The organism is Nocardia sp. NPDC059764, assembly GCF_042732555.1.
GTDB lineage: Bacteria > Actinomycetota > Actinomycetes > Mycobacteriales > Mycobacteriaceae > Nocardia.
This window is the reverse complement of sequence record NZ_JBHWHH010000032.1, coordinates 1-25,212: the sequence shown is the minus strand read 5'-3', so window position 1 is coordinate 25,212 and position 25,212 is coordinate 1. Positions and strand designations below refer to the sequence as shown.

Annotated in this window: 23 protein-coding genes and 1 pseudogene; 9 read left to right on the top strand and 15 right to left on the bottom strand. The window is 70.3% G+C overall.

Translation table 11 applies throughout. The features are described 5' to 3' along the window. Positions 1-13: 13 nt before the first annotated feature. Complete coding sequence (locus ACFV4K_RS09645; protein ID WP_379273525.1) at positions 14-949, bottom strand: NADP-dependent oxidoreductase; 936 nt, start codon at positions 947-949, stop codon at positions 14-16. 111 nt (positions 950-1,060) lie between these two features. Between ACFV4K_RS09645 and ACFV4K_RS09640 the strand changes: the two genes are divergently transcribed. Further along, the gene (locus ACFV4K_RS09640) at positions 1,061-1,459 is read left to right on the top strand and encodes a winged helix-turn-helix transcriptional regulator (protein WP_379273523.1); all 399 of its coding nucleotides are present in this window, start codon (positions 1,061-1,063) and stop codon (positions 1,457-1,459) included. On the opposite strand, the gene ACFV4K_RS09635 is transcribed toward ACFV4K_RS09640, so the two are convergent. After that, positions 1,441-2,019, bottom strand: coding sequence for a TetR/AcrR family transcriptional regulator (locus ACFV4K_RS09635; RefSeq protein WP_379273521.1), 579 nt, complete (start codon positions 2,017-2,019; stop codon positions 1,441-1,443). The genes ACFV4K_RS09640 and ACFV4K_RS09635 overlap by 19 nt on opposite strands. A gap of 84 nt (positions 2,020-2,103) precedes the next feature. On the opposite strand from ACFV4K_RS09635, the gene ACFV4K_RS09630 reads away from it, so the two are divergent. Further along, on the top strand, positions 2,104-3,075 hold the full coding sequence (locus ACFV4K_RS09630) for a zinc-binding alcohol dehydrogenase family protein (RefSeq protein WP_379273519.1): 972 nt from the start codon (positions 2,104-2,106) through the stop codon (positions 3,073-3,075). 25 nt (positions 3,076-3,100) lie between these two features. Here the strand turns inward: ACFV4K_RS09630 and ACFV4K_RS09625 are convergent, their stop codons facing one another. Next, a complete protein-coding gene (locus ACFV4K_RS09625; RefSeq protein WP_379273566.1) occupies positions 3,101-3,643 on the bottom strand; it encodes a hypothetical protein in 543 nt (180 codons plus the stop codon). 164 nt (positions 3,644-3,807) lie between these two features. On the opposite strand from ACFV4K_RS09625, the gene ACFV4K_RS09620 reads away from it, so the two are divergent. Beyond that, a complete protein-coding gene (locus tag ACFV4K_RS09620) occupies positions 3,808-6,705 on the top strand; it encodes an AAA family ATPase (RefSeq protein WP_379273517.1) in 2,898 nt (965 codons plus the stop codon). Positions 6,706-6,770: 65 nt separating this feature from the next. Here ACFV4K_RS09620 and ACFV4K_RS09615 read toward each other — a convergent pair whose 3' ends face one another. The 4 genes from ACFV4K_RS09615 to ACFV4K_RS09600 are packed head-to-tail and all read right to left on the bottom strand — an operon-like array spanning position 6,771 to position 9,300. Further along, positions 6,771-7,028: a YciI family protein gene (locus ACFV4K_RS09615; RefSeq protein WP_379273516.1), complete on the bottom strand. Its 258-nt coding sequence runs from the start codon at positions 7,026-7,028 to the stop codon at positions 6,771-6,773. A 19-nt stretch (positions 7,029-7,047) separates the two neighbouring features. Continuing rightward, on the bottom strand, positions 7,048-7,554 hold the full coding sequence (gene nusB / locus ACFV4K_RS09610) for a transcription antitermination factor NusB (RefSeq protein ID WP_357083402.1): 507 nt from the start codon (positions 7,552-7,554) through the stop codon (positions 7,048-7,050). Positions 7,555-7,574: 20 nt separating this feature from the next. Continuing rightward, positions 7,575-8,138, bottom strand: a complete 564-nt coding sequence (gene efp / locus ACFV4K_RS09605) for an elongation factor P (RefSeq protein WP_379273514.1) — start codon at positions 8,136-8,138, stop codon at positions 7,575-7,577. A 37-nt stretch (positions 8,139-8,175) separates the two neighbouring features. Further along, on the bottom strand, positions 8,176-9,300 hold the full coding sequence (locus ACFV4K_RS09600; RefSeq protein ID WP_379273512.1) for a M24 family metallopeptidase: 1,125 nt from the start codon (positions 9,298-9,300) through the stop codon (positions 8,176-8,178). 150 nt (positions 9,301-9,450) lie between these two features. Here ACFV4K_RS09600 and ACFV4K_RS09595 point away from each other — a divergent pair, with 150 nt between their 5' ends. From ACFV4K_RS09595 to aroB, 4 genes and pseudogenes are all read left to right on the top strand, one after another. Beyond that, positions 9,451-10,035 carry a prepilin peptidase gene (locus tag ACFV4K_RS09595; RefSeq protein ID WP_379273511.1) on the top strand — a complete coding sequence of 195 codons (585 nt, stop codon included), beginning with the start codon at positions 9,451-9,453 and terminating at the stop codon, positions 10,033-10,035. A 61-nt stretch (positions 10,036-10,096) separates the two neighbouring features. After that, positions 10,097-11,302, top strand: coding sequence for a chorismate synthase (gene aroC / locus ACFV4K_RS09590; RefSeq protein ID WP_379273565.1), 1,206 nt, complete (start codon positions 10,097-10,099; stop codon positions 11,300-11,302). Continuing rightward, a pseudogene (locus ACFV4K_RS09585) lies at positions 11,299-11,838 on the top strand (shikimate kinase); the annotation flags it as partial. The gene aroC and the pseudogene ACFV4K_RS09585, both read left to right, overlap by 4 nt. A gap of 650 nt (positions 11,839-12,488) precedes the next feature. Continuing rightward, positions 12,489-13,607: a 3-dehydroquinate synthase gene (gene aroB, locus ACFV4K_RS09580; protein WP_379273510.1), complete on the top strand. Its 1,119-nt coding sequence runs from the start codon at positions 12,489-12,491 to the stop codon at positions 13,605-13,607. 87 nt (positions 13,608-13,694) lie between these two features. Here the strand turns inward: aroB and ACFV4K_RS09575 are convergent, their stop codons facing one another. From ACFV4K_RS09575 to alaS, 6 genes are all read right to left on the bottom strand, one after another. Continuing rightward, positions 13,695-13,928, bottom strand: a complete 234-nt coding sequence (locus ACFV4K_RS09575) for a hypothetical protein (protein ID WP_379273509.1) — start codon at positions 13,926-13,928, stop codon at positions 13,695-13,697. A gap of 142 nt (positions 13,929-14,070) precedes the next feature. Next, on the bottom strand, positions 14,071-14,541 hold the full coding sequence (locus ACFV4K_RS09570) for a B-4DMT family transporter (RefSeq protein ID WP_379273507.1): 471 nt from the start codon (positions 14,539-14,541) through the stop codon (positions 14,071-14,073). A 222-nt stretch (positions 14,542-14,763) separates the two neighbouring features. Beyond that, a complete protein-coding gene (locus tag ACFV4K_RS09565; RefSeq protein ID WP_379273505.1) occupies positions 14,764-15,588 on the bottom strand; it encodes a shikimate dehydrogenase in 825 nt (274 codons plus the stop codon). Then, positions 15,563-17,062, bottom strand: a complete 1,500-nt coding sequence (gene mltG / locus ACFV4K_RS09560; protein WP_379273504.1) for an endolytic transglycosylase MltG — start codon at positions 17,060-17,062, stop codon at positions 15,563-15,565. The genes ACFV4K_RS09565 and mltG overlap by 26 nt, the downstream gene beginning before the upstream one ends. Next, positions 17,059-17,583, bottom strand: a complete 525-nt coding sequence (gene ruvX / locus ACFV4K_RS09555) for a Holliday junction resolvase RuvX (protein WP_379273502.1) — start codon at positions 17,581-17,583, stop codon at positions 17,059-17,061. Before ruvX ends, mltG begins: the two co-directional genes overlap by 4 nt. Before the next feature lie 120 nt (positions 17,584-17,703). Beyond that, positions 17,704-20,370 (bottom strand): alanine--tRNA ligase, encoded by a 2,667-nt coding sequence (gene alaS / locus ACFV4K_RS09550; RefSeq protein WP_379273500.1) that lies wholly within the window; start codon positions 20,368-20,370, stop codon positions 17,704-17,706. A 71-nt stretch (positions 20,371-20,441) separates the two neighbouring features. Here alaS and ACFV4K_RS09545 point away from each other — a divergent pair, with 71 nt between their 5' ends. Continuing rightward, on the top strand, positions 20,442-21,101 hold the full coding sequence (locus ACFV4K_RS09545) for a CatB-related O-acetyltransferase (protein WP_379273498.1): 660 nt from the start codon (positions 20,442-20,444) through the stop codon (positions 21,099-21,101). 109 nt (positions 21,102-21,210) lie between these two features. Here the strand turns inward: ACFV4K_RS09545 and ACFV4K_RS09540 are convergent, their stop codons facing one another. Continuing rightward, entirely contained in the window at positions 21,211-22,569 is a 1,359-nt protein-coding gene (locus tag ACFV4K_RS09540; RefSeq protein ID WP_379273496.1) for a replication-associated recombination protein A, read from the bottom strand. A gap of 179 nt (positions 22,570-22,748) precedes the next feature. Next, positions 22,749-23,918 (bottom strand): phosphotransferase family protein, encoded by a 1,170-nt coding sequence (locus ACFV4K_RS09535; RefSeq protein WP_379273495.1) that lies wholly within the window; start codon positions 23,916-23,918, stop codon positions 22,749-22,751. Positions 23,919-24,114: 196 nt separating this feature from the next. On the opposite strand from ACFV4K_RS09535, the gene ACFV4K_RS09530 reads away from it, so the two are divergent. Next, positions 24,115-25,170, top strand: coding sequence for a hypothetical protein (locus ACFV4K_RS09530; protein WP_379273493.1), 1,056 nt, complete (start codon positions 24,115-24,117; stop codon positions 25,168-25,170). The last annotated feature ends 42 nt before the right edge of the window (positions 25,171-25,212 follow it).

Here is a 25,212-nt window from a genome sequence, read left to right as displayed (position 1 = left end):
GGCGCGGCGAGCGTCAGGGGATCAGGACCGGGCGGCCGCGCAGTCGTCCCGCGGCCAGGAGGTCGTGGGCGTCGGCGACACGGTCGAGCGGGAAGGTCTCGGCGACTCGCGGGGTCAGGCGGCCCGCGTCGACCAGTGCGGCCAGCTCGGCCAGGCGGCGGCCGTCGGCTCGAATCCAGGTGTTGGCCACGCGGATTCCGCGCAGGGCCGCCGGTTCGGCACCGCCCACCAAGGCCGTGAACGCGCCGGACGAACGCACGGCGTCGAGGGCTTCGACGCCCAGTACCGCCGCGTCGAGGGCGCCGTCGACGCCACCGGGGACCAGGGCGCGCACCGCGTCACCGAGGCGTTCGCCGCGCGGGACGAAGAACTCCGCGCCCAGCTTGCGTACCGCGTCCGCGTCGGCGGACCCCGCCGTCGCTACCACCCGAAGGCCGTGGGCCACCGCCAGTTCCACCGCGTAGCCGCCCACGGCTCCGGCCGCGCCGGTGATCAGGACCGTCGCGCCGGTTGGCAGACCGAGCAGGTCCAGGGATTGCGCGGCGGTGAGGGCGTTCAGCGGGACGGTCGCCGCCTCGATCGCCGAGACCGTGCGCGGTGCGAGAGCGACGGCGGCCGCCTCCAGGATCACCTGGTCGGCGTGCGTGCCCAGGGCCACATCGAGCCGATCGGACAGGCCGAACACCGTGTCACCGATCGCGAATTCCGTGACACCGGAACCGATGTCGTCGATGGTCCCGGCGACGTCCCAGCCCAGGCCGATCACCTCGCGCGGCAACATCAGCCCCGCCTGGGCCAATCCGCCCGAGCGGGTGTGCAGGTCGGCCGGCTGCACGGCTGCCGCGGTGACGCGGATCCGCACCTGCCCGGGGCCGGGCGCGGGCAGCGGCACCTCGGCCACCTCCAGAACCTCGGATCCTCCGAACGATCGAACGATGACGGCGCGCATGTGAAAACTCCTCTGCTGTACGGTTTCCCACCCCGACGCCGAACCTAGGGAGTGTTACTCTCCATCGGGAAGTACGCACCTCGGAGTGCGTACCGAACGTCAGGGAGAGTCATGGCGACCAAGACCGCCGCCCAACGGCGCACCGAGGCCCGGCGCGACTACGACGCCTACATCCAGGAATGTCCCACCCGGCACCTGCTCGACCGGATCAGCGACAAGTGGGTCAGCCTGCTGCTCAACGCGCTCGCCGACGGTCCCCGCCGCTACAGCGATCTCAATCGCATCGTGGCCGGCGTCAGCCAGAAGATGCTCACCCAGACCCTGCGCGGCATGGAACGTGACGGGCTGGTGACCCGCACCGTCACGCCGTCGGTTCCGGTGCGGGTCGACTATCGGCTCACGGCACTCGGGCAGAGTTTGCTGCCGGTCATGCGGGCCATCAAGGACTGGGCCGAGACCCACATCGAGGACGTGCTCGCGGCCCGCGAAAGCTACGACGCCGCGGGCTGATCGATCACCGATCGGACCAGCTGCCGGACACCATCGAGGAGGCGGTCCCGCTGGCCCGAACGGACCAGGTGGGGCACCAGTTCGCCGCCGAGCGGCGCGAGCAGCAGACCGCCGACCACCTCGGCGTCGAGATCGGGGCGGATCTCGCGCAGCAGGGTGCTGATGTGGTTCGCCCAGAAGGCGTGGAATTCGTCGCGGCGCGGATGCGGCGGGAGCGCCTGGTAGGCGACGTTCAGTTCGAGGTCGTCGGCGATCAGCCGGGTCATGGCGTCGAAGTAGGCGAGCAGGCGCTCCCCCGCGGGCGCGCCCGGGCCCAGCGGCGGCGGACCGCTGGTCACCGCCTCCATCAAGCCGACCGCGCCTTCCGCGACGAGCTCGTACAGCAGGCCCGCGCGATTGCCGAACCGGTGGAACAGCGTGCCCTTGGCCACGCCGGCCGCGGCGGCGATGCGGTCCATGGTCGCCGCCTCCGCGCCTTCCTCGGCGAACAGCGTGCGGGCCGCCGCCAGGATTGCCTGGCGGTTGCGGGCCGCGTCGGCGCGTTCCTTGGGCGGGTTCATATCACCACTTCCATTGACAACTTGACCGACAGTCAATATCTTCGCAGACATATCTTGACCGTCAGTCAACTTATGAGGTTCTCAATGCAAGCAATCCTATTGACCGGCACCGGCGGGCCCGACGTCCTGGTGGCCGGAGAGGTTCCCGCACCCCGCCCACAGGCCGGGGAGATCCTGCTGCGGACCGAGGCGATTCCCGTGCTGTTCCCCGAGACCATGCTGCGGTCCGGCGCGTTTCCGCTGCCGGTGCAGTTCCCCCTCGTGTTCGGCACCCAGGCCGCGGGCGTCGTCACCGAAGTCGGCGCGGGCGTGGACGCCTCGCTCGTCGGGCAGCGAGTGGTGGTGAGCAGCAACAGTTTCGGCACCTACGCCGAACAGGTCTGCGTCCCCGCCCAGGCCGCCACCCCGATCCCGGACGGACTGAGCACCGACGCCGCCGCGGCCGTCGCCATGAGCGGATCGGTCGCCATTCCCCTGCTCGAGACCGCGCGGCTCACCGGCACCGAGACGATCCTCGTCGAGGCGGCGGCGACCGGCGTCGGGGCCTACCTCACCCAGCTGGCCAAGGAGTACGGCGCGGCCCGCGTCATCGCCACCGCGGGCGGGCCCGAGAAGGCCGCGCGGGCACGCGAATTCGGTGCCGACCTCGTCGTCGACCACCACACCCCCGGATGGACCCGGCAGCTGGCCGACCTGCTCGGCGGCGCGACGCTGGACGTGGTCTTCGACTCCGTCGGCGGCGAATCCGCGCTCGAGCTGCTGGATCTGATGACCCCGCTGCAGGGGCGCATGCTCAGCTACGGGTTCCTGTCCGGCGCGCCCGCGCAGGTCGGCGCCATGGATCTGATCATGCGCGGCCTGACGCTCACCGGGTGCTCCGGCCCGGCCTGGCTGGCCGGGGTCGCGGCCGCGACCGGGACCGCCCTGCATCGGGCCGCGACGGGGTCGCTCACCCCGCTGATCGACCGCGTGCTGCCGTTGCACCAAGCCGCACACGCCCACCGCGTGCTCGAGGATCGCGCCGCCAAGGGCACGATCATCCTGCGCGCGGGCTGAGCGGCGCTCAGAGGTCCCGTGACGCTCAGAGGTCCTTCAAGCAGAACGTCATCGGTTGTTCGGTCAGTGTGATGACCTTGTCGGCCTCGGAATCGCAGAGGTTCTCGTCCGATTGGCCGTCGAACCGGCTCAGCACCCGGAAACTCGCGTTGGTCGAACCGCATTCGGCGTACTGATAGCCGGTCATCATGCTCTCGTGATAGCAGGCGCCCGGCTGGAAATTCGGCGCCAGACACAGGTAGGCCATCGAGGCGCCGTTGAGCGTCTCCTCGTAGGAGGTGTAGTCGGCGGCACACTCGGCCTTGGCGCTGGAGTGCTTGGCCACCTTGTACACCGCCTTCGGGGAGGCGCAGTCCACCGGCTCGGTCTTGGAATTGATCATCGACCCCTCGATAACGTTGATGCAATCGCCGACCTTCGAACGTCCGGTATCGGACTTCCCCGCGTCCTTGAGGCTGTCCGCACCCTTCTGCACCGCCGAGCAACCCGCCAGCGCCAGCGCGAAAACCGCCACGGCCACCGGAATCAGCCGCCACCAGCGCCGCATTCCCGCCGAACTCACCTGCATCGTTGCCACGAACCTCTCTCACCGGTCATCAATTCGAACCCCGACAACCAAACCCGGTCCGCGATCGGCGAGCATCCGTGGAACCACGGGATCGGCCCGGAATTCGGACGACGCCGACATCGCGCTAGGCTCCGGCGGGGGGCCGTTCGCTCGGAAAGGAGTGCGTGATCGAGCCATTCGTCGGCCGCGTTCACGAACTCGCCGTGCTGGACGCGACCTACCACGCGCCCGCCCGCCGCCGCGTGTACCTCGTCGAAGGCCCGGCCGGCATCGGAAAGTCCAGGCTCCTGGCCGAATCCGCGCGGCGCGCCCGCGACGCGGGATTGCGTACTATCACCGTCACCGCCACCGAGTACGAGCAGTCGACGCCACGCCACGTCCTGCTCGAACTCGCCGACCAACTCGACGGCGACACCCACGCCGCCGACGATGACGGCCGCATCTCCGATGACACGATCGCCACCGCCGGTACCGGGGAATCGGCGCGCTGGCTGCGGAACCGGCTCTCACCCTCTCCCACCGTCCTGATCATCGACGACACGCACTGGGCGGACACGGCGTCACTCCAGGTGTTGGCCTTGCTGATCCGGCAGTCCCCCGATGCCGCGAACGTGGTCCTCGCCTTCCGAGCAGGACAATTCCCCACCGAACTCGGCGCCGCCCTGCGCACCCCGCGCGCCGAGGTGAAGCACTTGACCGTGCCGCCGCTCTCCGCCGACGAGGCCACCGCCCTGCTCCCCGACCTACCGCCCGCGCGCCGGGCCCGGCTCGTCGCGGCGGCGCAGGGCAATCCGCTGTACCTCCAGGTGCTCGCCGAACTCACACCCGCGGAACTCGACGAGACACTGCGCCCCGATGAGCCCGGCACGCCCGGTAACCCGCACTCTCACGGGCACGGAGCATTGGATCGCACCCTGCGAGCCGAACTAGCGCACCTGCCACTCCGCGAACAGCTCGTCGCCCAGTCCGCCGCCGTCTGCGGCACGACCGCGGACACCGAACTACTCAGCACCACCGCCGAAGTCACCCGCACCGACCTCGACGCCGCCGTCGACGACCTCGCCCGCCGCGGCTGGCTCACCGTCACCGCCGGCACTATCGACTTCCGCCACCCCCTCATCCGCACCGCCGCCTACCGCCTCGCCGGCCCCGCCTGGCGAGCCGCCGCCCACGCCCGCGCCGCCCGCTTCCTCCGCGCCGTCGACGCCCCACTCCTCGCCCGCGCCCGCCACCTCGAACATGCCTTCGGCGGCCGCGACGAATTGGCCGCCGCCGAACTGATCCGCGCCGCCGAACAAGCCCTCGCCACCGCCCCCGCGACCAGCGCCCGCTGGATCGAGACAGCCCTCCGTCTCGCCCCCGACCACCCCGCCCGCCCACACCGACTGTTGTGGGGGCGGGCGCTGCTGTTGTCCGGTTCCGTCGAACGGGCGCGGGAGGTGCTCGAACCTCTACTCCCGCACGAGCATTCGGACCGGACCGCGCCGACGGTGGGGGTGGGCGCGAATGCGGACGCGACATCCGCCGGATCGGCGGGTACCGGGCCGGGAGGCGAGCTGGACTCCGCCGCGGTCCAGACGGACTCGGCCGGGTGCGAACGGTCCGGAGGCAACGAGGCGGTATTGCTGTACGCGCGGTGTGAGCGGATTCTGGGCAGGATCGACAGCGCACGGCAGTTGCTGGCGCGGGCGGTCGGACGGCTGGATCCGGGTGAGAGTGGGTCCGTACAGCTGGAACTGGCGGTCCTGGAGTCGCAGGATGACCGCGAGCGGGAGGCGGAGATGCGGATCCGGGGGTTGTTCGCGTCGGGGGCCGTGCGGGATCCGGCGATCGGGGCGGCGGCTCGGACATTGCGCAGTATGGGGCAGCTCAACGGGCTGGACCTGAGCGCGGCGCGCGCGGACTATCGAGCCGCGGAACGAGAGTTCGCGCGGCTCACCGACACTCGGCTGCTCGACGTCGTGCACGCGGTCGCGGCGCTGGGCTGGATGGCGTACTTCCTCGACGATCAGCGCACCGGGCTGGCCCATATCGAACGCGCCATCGGGGTGAGCCGGCGGCGCGGCCGCAGCTTCATGCTGCCGGAGTTGCACACGGTCCACGCCTACTCGCTGGCCAAGCTCGGCCGTTACGACGATGCGCTCGCCGCCGCCGAAGACGCGCTGGAAACCGCTCGGCTGTACGGATATCCGGGCATCGCGCCGCTGGCGGGCGCGGCCAAACTCCGTATTCTCCAGGACACCGCGCCGCCGGCCGAGGTGCTGAGCTGGTGGCGCGCCCTCGACGCCCTCCCCCGCCCCGCCATGCGCTGGTGGCGCGCCACCGTCGACGCCGCGCTCGCCGAAATCGCTGCCCGCCTGCAACATCCGACCGGGGCCGGCGAGCCGATCGCCGGTGCGGGCGGGCCGCCGGATTCCGCGGACTCGCCGGCGCGCGACCATCCGATGCGGGCCGCGGAGCTCGCGGTCGGCGCGCTCGCCTGCCTGGCCCGCGGCGATCAGGAGGCGGCCGGAACGCTCGTGACGCGGGCCGACCAGGTCGCCGAGCGGCTCGACCTGCCCGGGCAGCGGGCCGCCGCCGCGCGGGCGCGCGCCGGATATCTCTGCGCCCGAGGCGAACTCGACGCCGCCGCACACGCCGCCGAGGCGGCCATCGCCTATTACGGGCAGGCGGGCATGCCCGTGTTCCGCGCCCAGGCCATGCTGGTCGCCGCCGAAATCGACGGCAAACAGGGCGATTTCGCCGCGGCGACCGCGCGGATCGCCACCGCGCGTGAGGAATTCGTGGCCGCCGGAGCACACGAGTTACTCGCCGCCGCCACCACCGCGCAGCGCAAACTGGCCGGCCATCGCAGCGTGAGCGGTGCGACCACCTTGAGCGGACGCGAACGCGAGGTCGCCGAGCTGGCGGCGCGCGGGCTCACCAACAAGGAGATCGCCGAGCAGCTCTTCCTGAGCCCGCGCACCGTGGAGGACCACCTGGGACGCATCCTGCGCAAACTCGGACTCAGCGGCCGCGCGGGCATCGCGCACCGGCTCGCGGAACTGGATCGATCGGAGTGAAAGTGGATCCGCGACCCACCTGACCGGGCGGCGGGGCTAGCACCCGGGCGTGCGGCGACGCGAGGTCAGCCGGTGATTTCCCACTCGTGGACGGTGAGCTCCGACGCGCCAGTGGTGTGGATCGGGTCGGTGTGGATCAATTCCCGTGCGGCGGTCAGGCTCTCGGCGGTGATGACGTAGGCGCCGCCGGTGCCGTCGGTGAATTTTCCGGTCTCGACCAGCTGGCCGCGGTCGCGGACCTGCGCCAGCCATTCCTTGTGCGGAACGACGACGGAGTCGTCGAAGCGCGGGGTGCGCATGGCCATGACCAGATATTTGCGCACCCTGCGCCTCTCCTTCGAACTACTTGTCGTCGTCGGCGACGGTCGAGCGGGTGGCCGCGGCGGCGGCCCGCACCTGCGGAGCCACCTGGACCACCTGGCCGAGCACGCCATTGATGAACGACGGGGAATCGTCGGTGGACAGCTCCTTGGCCAGCTCCACCGCCTCGTCCACGGCCACCACCGGTGGAACGTCGTTGGCGTGGAACAACTCCCACACCGCCACCCGCAGGATGGCGCGGTCCACGGCGGGCAGCCGCGGCAGCGTCCAGTCCTGCGACAGGTACGACTCGATGGTGCCGTCCACCCGGTCCAGATCGTCGGCGACACCTTCGACCAGGACTCGGGTGTAGGGGTTGATCGGCGCGATGGACTCCTCACGCACCGCCAGGGAGACCCGCTCGGAGAGCAGGTCGGCCGGGTCGATGTCGCGGGCCTCCGCCTCGAACAGCAGATCCACCGCACGCCGACGCGCCTTGTGCCGTGCGCCGAGCTTCTTGAAAGACTTCTTGTCCGATTGATCGGCCACGGAAGACATTATCCGTCGCGTCAGTTGTTGACGCGGCTGATGTAGCTGCCGTCACGGGTGTCGATGCGCAGCTTGTCGCCCTGGTTGATGAACAGCGGCACCTGCACCTCGGCGCCGGTCTCCACGGTGGCGGGCTTGGTGCCGGCCGAGGAGCGGTCGCCCTGCAGGCCCGGCTCGGTGTGGGTGACGATGACGTCGATGGCGACGGGGAGCTCGACGAACAGCGCCTCACCCTCGTGCATGGCGATCTGGACGGCCATGTTCTCCAGCAGGAAGCCCGCGTTGCGGCCCAGCAGCGCCTCGCTCAGGTGGATCTGGTCGTAGGTGTCGCCGTCCATGAAGATGTAGTCCTCACCATCGTGGTAGAGGTACGTCATGTCGCGACGGTCGACGGTCGCGGTCTCCACCTTGACGCCGGCGTTGAAGGTCTTGTCGACGACCTTGCCCGAGACCACGTTCTTCAGCTTGGTGCGCACGAAGGCGGGACCCTTACCCGGCTTCACATGCTGGAACTCGACGATCTGCTGCAGCTGATTGTCGATCTTCAGCACGAGGCCGTTCTTGAAGTCGCTGGTGTCCGCCACTGTCCTCGGATCTCCTACTAGTCGTTACAACCGCGCGTCAGTCGACGACGGTCAGGTCTTTGCTGGTGCGGGTGAGCAGCTCCGGGCCCCCCTGGCGAACCACGAGCGTGTCCTCGATCCGGACGCCACCGCGGCCGGGGAAGTACACACCTGGCTCGACGGTCACCGCCACGCCATCCAGCAGTGTACCCGTGCCGGTTTTGGCGATTCCGGGCGCTTCGTGAATCTGCAGGCCGACGCCGTGTCCGAGACCGTGCACGAACAGGTCGCCGTGACCGGCCGACTCGATCACCCCGCGGGACGCGGCATCGACCGCTGTGGTGGAGACGCCGGGGGCCAATGCCTCACGGCCCGCCTTCTGCGCGGCGCTGACCAGGTCGTACACCTCGCGCTGCCAGTCGGTGGGCGCGCCCAGGACGAAGGTGCGGGTCATGTCGGAGTGGTAGCCGCGCGACACCGCACCGAAGTCGAGCTTCACGAAATCGCCGGTGGCCAGTACCGCCTCGGTCGGGCGGTGATGCGGGACAGCCGAATTCGCGCCCGCCGCCACGATGGTCTCGAAGGACACCGCCTCCGCGCCGTGCTCGAACATGAGCCATTCCAGGTCGCGGGCCACCTGCCGCTCGGTGCGGCCCGGACGCAGACCACCACGTTCGAGCAGGGCGGCCAGGGCCGCGTCGGCGGCGTCGCAGGCCGCGCGCAGGCAGTCCACCTCGTAGTCGTCCTTGACCATGCGCAGCTGCTCGACCAGGCCCGGTACCGGGACCAGGTCCAGGCCGGTGCCCAGGGCGGCCAGGCCGCGATGCTGTTCGACGGTGACCACGTGGCTCTCGAAACCGACCCGTCCGGTCTGCCACTCCCCCGCGATCTCCATCACCCGGCGCGCGCTCGACCGGTTGATCTCGGCGCGCAGATCCGGCACCTGCACGCCGACCTGGGTGAGATAGCGGCCGTCGGTGCTGATGATGGTGCGGTCCTCGCTGGAATCCCACGCGTAGACCAGCAGCGCGGCGTTCGACCCGGTGAAACCGGTCAGGTACCGGATATTGATCAGGTCCGTGACCAGCAGCGCGTCGACACGGTTCTCCACCAGCAGATTCCGCAGGTTGGCCCGGCGCAGCGCGTAGTCGGGTCGCCGGGCCGGATCGTGATCAGCAGACATGCGTCAAAGCTACCGCCGACACGCCGCGACACGGGCCCGCAACACGTGAATGGGGTGGTTAGGGAAACCCCGGTATTCACAACCGAAGCAGTTGTCCACATTTCGCGACGGCACGGCCCACGCGGGCCGCGGACGCGAGAACCTCGAAGCATGAATTGGACGGCGATGCTGGTGCTCACGGTGTGGTGCGCGGCCCTGAGCGCCTTCGATGTACGGGAGCGCCGGCTGCCCGATGCCCTCACCCTGCCCGGGGCGGTGGTGATCCTCGGCTACGGATTCGCCGTGGGCACACCCGAATTGGCGGTGGCGGGCGGGCTCATGCTCGCGCTCCCCTACCTGGTCGTGCACCTGTGCTGCCCGCCCGCGCTCGGCGCGGGGGACGTGAAGCTCGCGCTGGGCCTGGGCGCGGCGACCGCCCTGGGCGACACCTGGAGCTGGTCGTGGGCCGCGCTGGCCGCACCGATGCTGACAGCTTGCGCCGCGGCGGGAACACTCATGACGCCCACCCTCGGGACCCGAATCCCGCTCGTGCCGACTCCACCGTGGTGGCCGGGCGGGCGCGGCAGCGCGCGGCCGGTGCATCGCGCGGTGATCCGTATGTGGCGCGAACCACCGCACACCGTGGCATCGGCGGCTTCCGGGCGAGGTGGCGGCGTGGCGGGCGAGGTGGCGACGCTCGCGCACGGGCCCGCCATGTGTGCGGCGAGTGTGGTGGCGTTGCTGGCCGGGCGCTGACATCGGGCTTCGCGCGGGCCGTGTGTCCGGGCACCTCGGTATTCATGAAAGGATGTCACTCGTGTTGCGCTGGATAACTGCCGGAGAATCCCATGGTCCTGCTCTCGTCACCATCCTCGAGGGGATGGTGGCCGGTGTCGAGGTGACCTCCGCCGAGATCGGCGCGCAGCTGGCCCGGCGTCGACTCGGGTACGGGCGTGGCGCGCGGATGAAGTTCGAGGCCGACGTGGTGACCATGGTCGGCGGCGTGCGGCACGGCCGCACCATGGGCGGACCGGTCGCCATCGAGGTGGCGAACTCGGAGTGGCCCAAGTGGACCCAGGTCATGGCCTCGGACCCCGTCGATCAGGCCGAGCTGGCCGAGCTGGCGCGCAACGCGCCGCTGACCCGTCCGCGTCCCGGCCACGCCGACTACTCGGGCATGCTCAAGTACGGCTTCGACGACGCTCGCAATGTGCTGGAGCGCGCCAGCGCCCGGGAGACCGCGGCCCGTGTCGCGGCGGGCACGGTCGCCAAGAACTTCCTCCGTCAGGCGCTCGGCGTCGAGGTCATCTCGCACGTGGTGTCGATCGGCGCGGCCGCCGACACCACCGGTGTGGTGCCGACCGCCGCGGATCTGGACGCCATCGACGAGTCGCCGGTGCGCGCGTTCGACAAGGACGCCGAGGCGGCCATGATCGCCGAGATCGAGGCGGCCAAGAAGGACGGCGACACCCTCGGCGGCGTGGTCGAGGTCGTCATCGAGGGCCTGCCGGTCGGCCTGGGCTCGTTCACCTCCGGTGAGGCGCGCCTGGACTCGCGCCTCGCGGCCGCGCTCATGGGCATTCAGGCCATCAAGGGCGTCGAGGTCGGCGACGGTTTCGAGACCGCCCGCCGGCGCGGCAGCCAGGCCCACGACGAGATGCGCCCGGGCCCCGACGGCGTGCTGCGCTCCACCAACCGGGCCGGCGGCCTCGAGGGCGGCATGACCAATGGCGAGGCGCTGCGGGTGCGCGCGGCCATGAAGCCGATCTCGACGGTGCCGCGCGCGCTGTCGACGGTGGACATGACCTCCGGCGAGGAGGCGGTGGCCATTCACCAGCGCTCCGACGTATGCGCGGTTCCGGCCGCCGGTGTGGTCGCCGAGGCCATGGTCGCGCTCGTCGTTGCGCAGGCGGTGCTGGAGAAGTTCGGCGGCGACTCGCTGCCCGAGACCATCGACAACATCCACGCCTATCTCGAGCGGATCAACGCCCGCCCGCACATTCCGGGCAACGCCGGGCAGTGACCACCGAGGACAGTGCGGCGCCGGGCGAAACCGACCGGCCCGCACCGAATGTCGTCTTGGTCGGCCCGCCGGGCGCGGGCAAATCGACCATCGGGCGCAAGCTGGCCCGTGAGCTCGGCGTGGAGCTGTACGACACCGACGCCGGAATCGAGGAGCGCACCGGGCGCACGATTCCGGAGATCTTCGCGACCGACGGCGAGCCGGAGTTCCGGCGCATCGAGGAAGAGGTCGTCCGCGACGCCGTGCTCGCCGGACATGGCGTGGTGTCGCTGGGCGGCGGCTCGGTGCTCTCGGCGGCGACCCGCGAACTGCTGCGCGACCGCACGGTCATCTATCTGGAGATCAGTGTCGGCGAGGGCCTGCGCCGCACCGGCGCGAGCACCAATCGCCCGCTGCTCAACGGCGACGACCCGGCCAAGAAGTACCGCGAACTGATGAAGACCCGCCGCCCCCTCTACCGCGAGGTGGCGACCGTGCGGGTCCGCACCGACGGCCGCAGCCCCGGCCGCGTCGTCCGCATGATCCTGGCCAAACTCGGTATCGAGCCGGTCGAGCGCCCCGAAGACCCGGCCACCGACACCACGCCCGCCGAGTCGGCCGCGTCCTCCCGCTCCCGCGCGCGCCGCAAACGCCGCCGGGGCGGCAAGGTCCGCGGCGAGAACACCGCGACCGGAACCGAAACGACCACCGCCACGGCCGATTCCAGCGCTCCCGAGCGCAACGGCCGCGGTCCCGGCGGCCGGTCCGAGGACACCGCCGACGGAGCCGAGACCACGAAACGCGGTCGCCGCAACCGCCGTTCGCGCCGCCGGGGCGGCCGGGCCGCCGAATCCGGCACGCCCGCCGCGGTTTCCACGACCGCACCGGCCACCGACTCCGGGTCCACTGCCTCGGAGCGTCCGGTCGGCGGACGGCGTCGCCGCGCCGCGCGCGCGGCCGGTGCACCCTCGAACCCCGCCGCCGGTGCCCAGAGTTCACCCCAGGCGGCATCGGCGTCGGAGACCACCACGGCCGCCGCGCGCCCGGATACTCCCGCCGCGCAAACAGGTTCGGATCGGGCCTCCGGCACCGTGGCGGCGCCCGGTAGCGGCCGGTCCCGTCGTGCCCGCGCCAGACGGGCACGCGCGCGGGCGCGCGCCGAGCACAGCGCAGATCAATCCGCACAAGCAGAATCGGAGCAGCAAGCATGAGCGAGCCGACTCGCATCGAGGTTCGTACCGCGGACCCGTACCCGGTGATCATCGGGCGGGGCCTGCTCGGGGATCTGGTCGACGAGGTGACCGGACGGTCCGCGGTGCGGACCGTCGCGATCTTCTATCAGCCGCCGCTGGCCGAGACCGCCGAGGTGGTGCGCAAGGCCCTCGTGGACAAGGGGATCGACGCGCACCGGGTGGAGATCCCGGACGCCGAGGCCGGTAAGGATCTGCAGGTCGCCGGGTTCTGCTGGGAGGTGCTCGGGCGGATCGGGCTGACCCGCAAGGACCTGATCGTGAGCCTCGGCGGCGGCGCGGCCACCGACCTCGCCGGATTCGTGGCCGCCACCTGGATGCGCGGTGTCGACATCGTGCATGTCCCGACCACGCTGCTGGCCATGGTGGACGCCGCGGTCGGCGGCAAGACCGGCATCAACACCGAGGCCGGCAAGAACCTGGTCGGCTGCTTCCACGAACCCGCCGCGGTCATGGTGGACCTGGCGACCCTGGAGACGGTGCCGCGCAACGAGATCGTGGCGGGCATGGCCGAGATCATCAAGGCCGGTTTCATCGCCGACCCGGTGATCCTGGAGCTGGTCGAACGCGACCCGCAGGCCGCCCTGGACCCGACCGGCGACGTGCTGCCCGAGCTGGTGCGCCGCGCCATCCAGGTCAAGGCGAATGTGGTGGCCGCCGACCTGAAGGAATCGGATCTGCGCGAGATCCTCAACTACGGCCACACCCTGGGCCACGCCATCGAGCGCCGCGAGCGCTACCGGTGGCGGCACGGCGCGGCCGTCTCGGTCGGCCTGGTCTTCGCCGCCGAGCTGGGCCGCCTGGCCGGACGTCTCGACGACGAGACCGCCGACCGGCACAAGGCGATCCTGGAGAGCATCGGCCTGCCCACTACCTACGACGCCGACGCGCTGTCGCAGCTGATGGACGCCATGCAGACCGACAAGAAGACCCGCTCGGGCGTGCTGCGTTTCGTGGTGCTCGACGGCCTGGCCAAGCCGGGCCGCCTGGAGGGCCCGGACCCGAGCCTGCTGGCCGCGGCCTACTCGGCCATCGCCCGCGAGGACGGCCCGACCGGCGGAGCCATCCTGCTGTAGGACACGGCCCGCTCGTAGGACACAGCGGTAGTCACGACAACGCCCGTCGCCGGGGATCGGCGACGGGCTTCGTCGTATCCGGGCGGGTCAGCCGCCCTGCATCCGGATCTCGGAGTCCAGCAGCGCCGCGTACTCGACCAGCGCCAGTTCCTGCGGATCCGAGCCCAGCCGAGCCAGCACCTGGGACCGGTCGATCAGCCTCAGGCCCGGTACGTCGGCGCCTGTGGCTACCTGCGTGCGGCCTTCGGCCAGCACCAGACATGCTTCGGGGTCGTCTGCGGCCAACAGTCTCCGCAGATCAAGAGCGGTGACAGTATCCATAGCCACATTCTGCCCCCACGATGTCACCGCCGATCCGGCAACTCGTCGGCCCAGCGGAATCGGGACGCTCCGGGCCGCGGCCACGCGAACGAAAAACCCCGCGCCACAAGGAATGTGGCGCGGGGTCGAGTCAGCGGGAGTGTCAGGCGTTGACCGGCTCCTGGGTCGGGGCGGCGGGCGCCGACTTGTTGCCCTCGCGGCCGACCAGCCACCGGCCGAGCACCACGCCGAGCATGGCCGGGATGAAGATCAGCAGCACGATGAACGCGGCGGCCGAGGTGACATTGAAGACCAGGCCCTGGTCGCCGAGATCGAATCCGGGGATGAAGTCGAGGATCCAGGCCACCAGCTGGGAGCCCACGCCCGCGGCCAGCGCCGCCTTCAGCCAACGCATGGTGAGATCGGTCCCGTGCTCGGGATCCGGGTTGGCCTGCCGGTCGGAGCGGCCGTCCAGCAGGCCCCACATCACGACGGCGCCGACCAGGACGATCAGGCTCAGGATGCGCATCCACACACCCGCGGTCGGCCAGTACCGCATGCCCACCCCGAGCAGGGTCTCCAGCACAACGGTCAGCGCCCCCAAGCCCACGGCGCGCAACACCCACGCATTCATGTGATCACCTTAACCCTGCGCGGCCGCCCGGCCGAACCAAATGAACTGAAACTTGTTACAGAACCTTAGCCGACCGGGGCGCCAGGCCCCATCCGGGGCCGACACGCTTCGGCCGAGCAGGCCCGCGCCACCGCCCACGTGCCGTAGCGCCGGGCCGCCACGAACAGAAGTCGATGGTCCGATCCGCGCCGACCCGATCCGGAGGCACTCCGACCACCGCGATCACTCCCGCAGCGCGGCCGCCATCTCCGCGCGCGGAGCGGGCTTCCCGGTGAACTGCTCGACCTGGCCGTAGGCCTGGTTCAGCAGCATCTCGAGGCCGCTCACCACGGTGTGGCCCGCCCGTTCCACCGCGGCGGCGAGCGGGGTGGGCCACGGGTTGTAAATGGCGTCGAGCACCACCGGCGCCGCGGCCACCGAATCCGCCACGGCCGCGGCCGCTTCCGCGGGCACGGTGCTGACGACGGCGTCGACGTCGGAGCACACGAACAACAGACCCTCGGGGTCGAAGCCGAGGATCTCGGCCGACATGCCCAATTGCTCGGCCAGTTCCAGGGTTTCGGCGGCGCGGCCGCGGTCGCGGGCCACGATGGAGACCGTGTGCGCGCCCAGATCGGCCAGGGCCAGCAGTGCGGGCCGGGCGGTGCCGCCCGCGCCGAGCACCAGGGCACGCGAGATCTCCTGCACGCCCACGCCTTCCAGCGCGCCGCGCACGCCGTCCACGTCGGTGCAGTCGGCACGCCAGCCGGAGTCGGTGCGCACCAGCGTGTTCGCCGATCCGACCAGTTGCGCGCGCTCGGTGCGCTCGTCGGCGTACGCGAGCGCGGCGACCTTGCCGGGCATGGTCACCGACAGGCCCACCCATTCGGGGCCGAGTCCGTCGACCAGCCCGGGCAATTGCTCGCCGGTGCACTCGATGCGCTCGTAGCTCCAGTCCAGGCCCAGTGCCCGGTACGCGGCCAGATGCAGTTGCGGCGAACGGGAGTGGGCGATCGGGCTGCCGAGCACGGCGGCCCTGCGCTTACCGCCCACTGTCGAGAATTCCACTCTGCCTGGCCTTTTCGATATTGCGCAGGTGCTCGTTGTAGTTCTCGGTGAACAACGTGGTGCCCTGCTTGTCGATGGTGACGAAGTACAGCCACGGGCCGGTCGCGGGATTCTCCATGGCACGCATGGCCCCCAGCGACGGCGCCGAGATCGGCGTCGCGGGCAAGCCGGGCATGGCGTAGGTGTTCCACGGGGTCTTGTGCGCGCGGTCGGAGTCGGTGGTGGCGACCTCGGTCTTGTCGAGCGCGTAGTTGACCGTGGAGTCGAACTGCAGCGGCTGCTGCACGGCGAGCCGGTTCACGATGACCCGCGCCACCTTCGACATGTCCTGCGGCAGCGCCTCACGCTCCACCAGCGACGCCGCGATGAGCGTGTCGTAGGCGCTCAGGCCGTTGGCCGCGCCGGACTGCATGAGCCCGGACGCCTCGTAACTGCTCGCGCTCGCGGTCACCAGTTGCTTGAGAATGTCCTGCGGGCCCGCGGTCGGATCGAAATCCAGGGTGCCGCCGGCGATCAGGCCCTCGAGCTGACGTGAGCGGTCCGGCACGGTCTTGACCCGTTCCAGCGCCCACGTCGGAACCCCCAGCGCCATCGGATCACTCGTGGACCCGGCCTGGTCGAGCTGCTCGTAGGTGACGCACTTGGCGGCGCTGCCGGCGCCGACGCAGCTGGCCTCGGCGATCTTGCGGTAGATGCCGTCCTTGCGGGCGCCGGTGTTGACGTCGCTGGAGTCGTGCAGCTGGCGGCCCTCGGAGATGACCACATTGCCGACCCGGGCGTCCTTGCCGAACAGCGCGGTCACCGCTTCGGCGCCCTTGCTGTGGCTGGGAATGGCGTAGTACCCGGGCTGGATCGAGTTCATGTTGGTATTGCGCACGGCCGCTTCGTAGAACGCGCCACTGCTGGCCACCACGCCCTTGTCGGCCATGGTGTCCGCGATCTGGGTGGCGGTGTCGCCGGGCTTGATCTGGATGATCGCCAGCGGGCCCTGCGGTCCGGAGAAGTCCTCGGGACCGCCCAGCTTGCCCAGGAACTTCCAGCCCGCGAAGCCGACCGCGCCGACGAACAGGACCGCGAACACGCCCGCGATGACGAACAGGTTGCGGCGACGGCGCTTGCGCTCGGCGGCTTTCCGCGACGCCATCCGGGAACGCTTGGGCCGCTGGCCCCGGCCACCGCCCGCCTTCGCACCCGCGCGGCCGGGCCGCTCGGTGCGGCGGCCGCGGTCGGCCCGTCCGCGCTCGATGCGCTGGGGAGCGCTGCGGCGCGGGGGTTCCGGGTCGAGCGGGGGGTTGTCGTCGAACTCCTCGCCCGCGTAGGGCTCACCCTCGTAGAGCTCGTCCTCGTAGCGTGGAATGACGGTGGTGTCGTCCTCGTAATCGTCCGCCTCGGACCAATCGAGATCGTCGCGGCGATAACGCCGTTCGGCGTTCTGCCGGTAGCGTTCCTCGGCCCGCGTCCAGCGGTCGGTCATGCGTCCTCACCACGCGGCTTCAATAGGGCACTCCGTTCGTCCAACCATCCTTGCAGGATCGACACGGCGGCGGCCTGATCGATGACCTGCCGCTGCCCGCGTGCGCGAACTCCACTGTCTCGCAACGCACGTGCAGCAGACACCGTAGTCAACCGTTCGTCGGAAAGTCGCACCGGCACGGGTGCGATGAGGTTCCGCAAACGTCCCGCGAAGGTGGCCGCCAGCTTAGCCGACGCGCCGCTCTCCCCGCGTAAGGTGCGCGGCAAACCGACGATCACTTCGACCGCCTCGTACTCCCGCACAATCTCGGCAATTCTGGACAGATCGGGCGCGAGTGTTCCGGGCGCGACCTTCTTGGCCTTCGGCACGGTTTCGACCGGGGTGGCGAGCAGACCGTCGGGATCGCTGGAGGCGACACCGATCCGGACCGAACCCACATCGATGCCGATGCGGCGGCCACGCCCCGGATCGGCCTCGACGCTGGGCCGCTCGGACGCGAAGCCGCGCCCGTTCGCGGACACCCCGGACGCCTCGGTGGGCGTCCGGGCAAATCCGGAGGAATCTCCCGAATCAGTCCGCGATGTGGCCGGCTCCGGCCGTGATGTCCCCGGCTCCGGCCGCGATGTGTCGGAGTCGTCCATCTACCCGGCGAGCTCGGCGACCCGCGACCGCAGGGCGGCCAGACCCGCCTCGATGCCCGACGGATCGGAGCCGGCGCCCTGCGCCATCTCCGGCTTGCCGCCACCACGGCCCGAGATCGCGGGACCGAACGCGGACACCAGGTCCCCGGCCTTGATGCCGAGATCCTGGGCGGCCTTGGTGACCGCGGCCACGAACGGCACCTTGCCGTCGGCATTGCCGAGCAGCACCACGATGGCGGGCTCGGAACCGAAGCGGCCCTTGATGTCCTGAACCAGGGTGCGCAGATCGCCCGCGCCCACCCCGGCCGGGGCCGCGGCCGCGACCAGCAGCACCTTGCCGACCCGCTGCGCCTGCTCCACGAAGGTGCCGGCGCTGGACAGCACCGCGGCCATCTTGGTGCGCTCGAGCTCCTTCTCGGCGACCTTGAGCCGCTCGACCAGCTGCTCGACGCGGCCCGGCACCTCGTCCGAGGGCACCTTCAGCGAGGAGGCGAGACCGGCCAGCAGCGCGCGCTCCTTGGCCAGGTACTTGTACGAGTCCAGGCCGACGAAGGCCTCGACGCGGCGGACACCGGAACCGACCGACGACTCACCGAGCACGGTGATCGGGCCGATCTGCGAGGAGTGCGCCACGTGGGTGCCACCGCACAGCTCCATGGAGAACGGTCCGCCGATCTCCACCACGCGCACCTCGTCGCCGTAGTTCTCGCCGAACAGCGCCATGGCGCCCATCTTCTTGGCGGAGGTCAGGTCGGTGACGAAGGTGTTGACCGGGAAGTCGTCGCCGACCGCGCTGTTGGAGACCGCCTCGATGTCGGCCTTCTGCTGCTCGGTCAGCGCGCCCTGCCAGTTGAAGTCGAAGCGCAGGTAGCCGGGCTTGTTGAGTGAGCCGGCCTGAACGGCGTTGGGGCCCAGCACCTGTCGCAGCGCGGCGTGCACCATGTGGGTGCCGGAGTGGCCCTGGGTGGCGCCGTGCCGCCAGGTCGGGTCGACCTGCGCCAGCACGGTGTCGCCCTCGGTGAGCTGACCGGCCTCGATGGTGGACTTGTGCACCCACACCTTCTTGGCGATCTTCTGCACGTCGTTGACGGTCACCTGGAGCCCGTGCGAGGAGCTCAGCGAGCCGCGGTCGGCGATCTGGCCGCCGGACTCGGCGTAGAGCGGGCTGCGGTCCAGGATCACCTCGACGTCCTGACCGGCCTCGGCGACCGGCACCCGGACGCCGTCCTTGATCAGGGCGAGCACGGTGGCCTCGGTGGCCAGTTCGTCGAAGCCGGTGAACTCGGTCGCGCCGCGGTCCACGAACTCCTTGTAGACGGTGAGGTCGGCGTGCGCGTGCTTGCGCGAGAGCGCGTCCTCCTTGGCTCGCTTGCGCTGCTCGGCCATGAGCGAGCGGAAGCCCTCCTCGTCGACTTGCAGGCCGGCCTCGGCGGCCATCTCCAGCGTCAGGTCGATCGGGAAGCCGTAGGTGTCGTGCAGGGTGAAGGCGTCGGTGCCGCTGATCTTCTTGCTGCCGTGCGACTTCACCTCGTCGACGGTCTCGTCGAAGAGCTTGGTGCCGGTGCTCAGGGTCTTGAGGAACGCGGCCTCCTCACCGACGGCGACATTCTCGATGCGCTTGAAGTCGGTGAGCAGCTCCGGGTAGGACGGCGACATGAGGTCGGCGACGACCTTGATGAACTCGCCCATCACCGGCTTGTCGGCGCCCAGCAGGCGGGCCGAGCGCACGATGCGGCGCAGCAGGCGGCGCAGCACGTAGCCGCGGCCGTCGTTACCGGGGTTGACGCCGTCGCCGATCAGCATGGCGGCGGTGCGGGCGTGGTCGGCGATGACGCGGAAGCGGACGTCGTCGGCGTGCTCGACGCCGTAGGAGCGGCCGGTCAGCTCCTCGGCCTGGTCGATGATCGGGCGCAGCAGGTCGGTCTCGTAGACGTTGTCGACGCCCTGCAGCAGGAACGCGACACGCTCGACGCCCATGCCGGTGTCGATGTTCTTCTTGGGCAGCGGGCCCAGGATCTCGAAGTCGTCCTTGCCGCGTCCCTCGCCACGCTCGTTCTGCATGAACACGAGGTTCCAGATCTCGAGGTAGCGGTCCTCGTCGGCCTCGGGGCCGCCCTCGACGCCGTACTCGGGGCCGCGGTCGAAGTAGATCTCCGAGCACGGGCCGCACGGGCCGGGGATGCCCATGGACCAGTAGTTGTCGGCCATGCCGCGGCGCTGGATGCGCTCGTCCGGGACGCCCAGCTCACGCCAGATCTGCTCGGCCTCGTCGTCGTCGAGATAGACGGTGACCCACAGCTTTTCGGGGTCGAAACCGTAACCGCCGTCCTCGACCGGGCCGGTCAGCAGCGACCAGGCCAGTTCCATGGCGCCGCGCTTGAAGTAGGCGCCGAAGGAGAAGTTGCCCGCCATCTGAAAGAAGGTGTTGTGGCGGGTGGTGACGCCGACGTTCTCGATGTCGCCGGTGCGCACGCACTTCTGCACGCTGGTCGCGGTGTCGAAGGGCGGGGTCTGCTGACCGAGGAAGTACGGCACGAACTGGACCATGCCCGCGTTCACGAACAGCAGGTTGGGGTCGGCCAGGATCAGCGAGGCACTCGGTACCTCGGTGTGTCCGGCCTTTACGAAATGCTCCAGGAAGCGCCGTCGAATCTCGTGGGTCTGCACAGGTATCCAGCCTACCGGTCCTAGTCCAGGGAGTTTCCACCCACCACCGGGCGATAGCTACCATCGCCTGGGTGACTGTGATCCCCGACCCATCCCAGCGCTTCCCGCTCCCCCACGCACACCGGACCGTCTTCCTGAAACCGCACGTCACCTCGCCGAACATCGAGGTCGGCGACTACAGCTACTTCGACGATCCGGTAGCGGCGACGGCCTTCGAGACCGACAACGTGCTGTACGCGTTCGGGCCCGAGAAGCTGATCATCGGCAAATACTGCGCCATCGCGAGCAACACCCGGTTCATCATGGCCGGGGCCAACCACCCCACCGCGGGCGTGTCCACCTTCCCGTTCACGATCTTCGGCGGCACCTGGGCCGAGGAGACCATGGACATCATCACCTCGATCCCGTCCCGGGGCGACACCGTGGTCGGCAACGACGTGTGGTTCGGCTACAACAGCCTGATCATGCCGGGGGTGCGGATCGGCGACGGCGCGATCATCGCCACCGGCGCGGTCGTCACCGCCGACGTGCCGCCGTACACGATCGTCGGCGGCAATCCGGCGCAGGTGGTGAAGCAGCGCTTCAGCGACGCGGAGGTGGCGATGCTGGTGCGGGCGGCCTGGTGGAACTGGCCCATCGATCTGATCACCGAGCATGTGCGGGACATCATGGGCGGCGGCCCCGCCGAGATCGAGCGGATCGCCCGCCACCACGATCTGCTCATGGACTGAGACGACCCGCTCATGGACTGACCTGCGGCGCAGACGTATTCGGGAGCGTCGCACGACCGTTTGTGGCATCCACTGCAATTCGGCGCGCGACGCATACTCGCCCTGGGCGCTATTTGCCCCGGACGATGCGGCGGAGTTTGGTCACGCGCGGGCCGACTTCGCGTTCGTAGCCGTGGTCGGTCGGGTGGTAGTAGTCGGTGCCGACCAGTTCGTCCGGCGGATACTGCTGGCCGAGAACACCATCCGGATGATCGTGCGGGTACTTGTACCCCTGGGCGTTGCCGAGCGCGGCCGCGCCCGCGTAGTGGCCGTCGCGCAGGTGCGGGGGCACCGCGCCCGCCTTGCCCGCGCGCACGTCGGCCATGGCCGCGCCGATGCCCTTGACCACCGACCCCGATTTCGGGGCGGTGGCGATGTGAATCGTGGCCTGGGTCAAGGCCAATTGCGCCTCGGGCATACCGACCAGCTGGACCACCTGGGCGGCGGCGACCGCGGTCTGCAGGGCGGTGGGGTCGGCCATGCCGACCTCCTCGCTGGCCTGGATCATCAAGCGGCGGGCGATGAATCGCGGATCCTCACCGGCGCTGATCATGCGCGCCAGGTAGTGCAGCGCGGCGTCCACGTCCGAACCGCGCAGCGATTTGATGAAGGCGCTGATCACGTCGTAGTGCTGGTCACCGGAGCGGTCGTAGCGGACCGCGGCCTTGTCGACGCTGGCCTCCACCAGTTCCACGCCCACCGTGCCGTCCAGGGAGGATTCGGCCGAGGCCTCCAGTGCGGTCAGCGAGCGCCGCGCGTCACCGCCCGCGATCCGCACGATGTGGTCGAGGGCCTCGTCGGTGACCGTGTACTCCCCCGCCAGCCCGCGCGGATCGGCGATGGCGCGGGTCAGCACCTGGCGAATCTCGGCCTCGGTCAACGACTGCAGTTGCAGCACCAGCGACCGCGACAGCAGCGGCGACACCACGGAGAACGACGGATTCTCGGTGGTGGCCGCGACCAGCAGCACGATCCGGTTCTCCACCGCCGCCAGCAACGCGTCCTGCTGGGTCTTGGAGAAGCGGTGCACTTCGTCGATGAACAGCACGGTCTGTTCGCCGACGGTGAGCCGCCGCCGCGCCAGATCGATGACCGCGCGCACTTCCTTCACGCCCGCCGACAACGCCGACAACGCCTCGAACCGGCGCCCGGTGGCCTGCGAGAGCAGCGAGGCGAGCGTGGTCTTGCCGGTGCCGGGCGGACCGTACAGCAGCACCGAGGCCGCGCCCGATCCCTCGATCAACCGGCGCAGCGGGGAGCCGGGGCCGAGCAGATGCTGCTGGCCCACCACCTCGTCGAGGGTGCGCGGACGCATGCGCACGGCCAGCGGCGCGAACCGATCGTCGGCAGCGGGTAAGCGCACCGCGCTCGCCGCGAAGTCGTCGGCGACGGCCTGCGTGCCCGGTGCGTCGAAGAGCCCATCACTCACGCCCCGAACCCTACCGATCGGCTCCGACACCCTCGCTGACGGCGACACCGAGCGATCGATGGTTCGGACGAAGCAGACACGGCGACCGGCGGCCGCGGGTATCGCGGTGTGGTCGCACACAGCGATACGGGCCGGAATCTCACCCTTGAATTCCGGCCCGCACCAGCGGTGGAGGAGGGCTACTCCTCCCAGCGCTCCTCGAGGGTGGCCGAGACGTGCTCGGCGAAGTCGCCGAGGGTGTCGTCGCCGGTGCAGCGGGCGTCCTCGGCGAGGGCGGCCCAGCGGTTGATCAGCGCGGCCGACCGCGGAATCGACAGGCCGTGCTCGCGGGCGGCGGCGATGCGGGCGTGGTCGGCGGGCAGGAACCAGTAGGTGGACAGCCACACCCAGATGAGCCGAGCCTCGAGAATGCGTTCGGCGAGCACGGCGTCGTCGGCCAGCGCGGGCCAGACCGCCACCACTTCCGACCGCCACGCCTCGACCATCTGCCGGGCGCGTTCGCGGGAGAGCTCGAAATCGCACAGGCAGCCCGGGAACGAGACCAGCGCGTAGGCGATGTCGAGGGTGGCGTCGCGGAAGCCGCCCCACTCGTAGTCGAGGAAGCGGGCGCCCTCGTCATTGAGAATGACATTGTCCGGGCACAGGTCCGAAGGGCTGAAGGCGCGGTAGCGGCCGGCCGAGAACAGGCGGTTGCCGCGCACGATGCGTTCGGCGATCTCGCCGGGCACCTCGATGCCGAGTTCGCGCTGCAGCATGATCGGCACCTCGGCGACCGCGGACTCGGCCTGCTGGGCGATGCCGTCCACCCGGTGCACCACGTCGACGCGGCGGAGCAGGGCGACGAAGTCGGCTTCGCGGCCGACAGTCGCGGCGTGCATGCGGCCCAGCGCCTGGGCGAACGCCATGAGCGCGTTGCGCTTGTTGGGCTCGACGCCGGACTGCAGGACCGCGGTGAGCGAAAGGTTCTCGCCGAGATCGCTGAGAATGAGCAGGCGGCCGGGCAGGCTGTAGCCCAATAAGTAGGCGCCGGGGCGATGGTCGCGCCCCAGGGCGGTGGTGAATTGGTACGAGACCGCCTCGCGTAGGAATGCGGAATCGATGCTGGCGACCCCCGGCGCCATGCCGCCGGTACGTCGCTCCGTCGCCGGACCCGCCACCTGCTTCACAATGAGTGTGCGAGGGAGCGAGAAGGCGTTCTCCGCAACGCGGACACGTAGGACCGTTGTCCTACCACTGCCGCTGAGCTCCATGGGGTCACTCAGCTTTACCGCAGCACCCATTCGCTTTGTGAGCAACTGTTGTGCCGCGGACACGACTTCGGCGGCGCGTTCGGCCAATAGTGCGGTCATCGGAACCCAAGGTACTCCCGCCAGGTCACTTTCAGCGAGCGGTTGCACAACCTTTCGCGCGTCGGACGGCGTGTCTTTGTGAAGGGTTTGCCCACGCGGCGCTGGTTGCTTGACACAACCAGCGGGGTCTAGTTGTCTCTTGGATCAACTGCTGTGCGCCACACCGTAAACCGGGAGATGTGAAAGGCTTGCGACCATGACTGGCACGCCGCCCTCAGCACCGTACGACCCCTCCGGCGACCGTCCCGCCGCCCGGGGCGGCGAACAGTACCCACCGCAATCCGGACATCACCAAAACCCCGAGCCCGCACCGGTTTCCGGTGCCGCCGACCCCGGCCCCGGGCCCGCCCGCCACCAGCTGCCCGGCCTCGCCGGGTACCCGCAGTTCGACGGACCGGGCGCGGCGCACTACGGCAGCGAGCCCGTGGAGCCCCCGCCGGCCCTGGCCCCGCAGCCGGGCGCGCCCCAAGGGCCTCCCGGCGTCGGCGGCGGCGCGCCGCAGCAGTTGCCGCCCGGCGCGATGGCGCCGGGCAATCCGCCTCCCCCGGGCGGCTTCCCGCCGGGCTCGACACCGCCGCCCGCCGCGGGCCCTGACACCGAGCCCGTGCCGCAGCAGTCCTACAGTCCGCCGCGCGAGCGCCTCGATGTGGGTGGCGCCCTCACCTACGGGTGGGATCGGTTCCGGCTCAATGCCGTTCCGTGGGTGGGCATGGTGCTGATCGGCCTGATCGCCTGGCTGCTGGTCACCCTGCTGGTGAGAATCATTGACGTCCAGTCGCTGTCGGCGGTGGTGCTGCTGTTCGCGGTGGCGTCGCTGGTGGTGTGGCTGTTGCAGGCGGCCATGATCCGCGGCGCGCTCTACGAGACCGACGGCACCCCACCCGATTTCCCGGCCTTCTTCGGATTCGTGAACGCCGGCAATGTGCTCATCACCGCCCTCATCGTGTTCGCGGCGTGCTTCCTGGCCTCGATCCTGTGCCTGTTCCCAGCGGTGATCGTCGGGGTGCTGTGCATGTTCGCGCTGCATTTCGTGATCGATCAGGACCAGAATCCGATCGCCGCGATCCAGTCCAGTGCGCGGCTGGTGATCGCGAACGCCCTGCAGGTGTCGCTGCTGGCGCTGGCGGTACTGCTGATGACGGTGGTCGGCACCCTGTTCTGCGGGCTGGGCCTGCTGATCGCCGGGCCGGTGACCGCGATCGCCACCACCTACGCCTACCGGACCCTCACCGGGCGGCTGGTCGTGTACTGACCGGCGCCCGACCGAGTCGAAAAGCGACGACGCCGCGCTGCC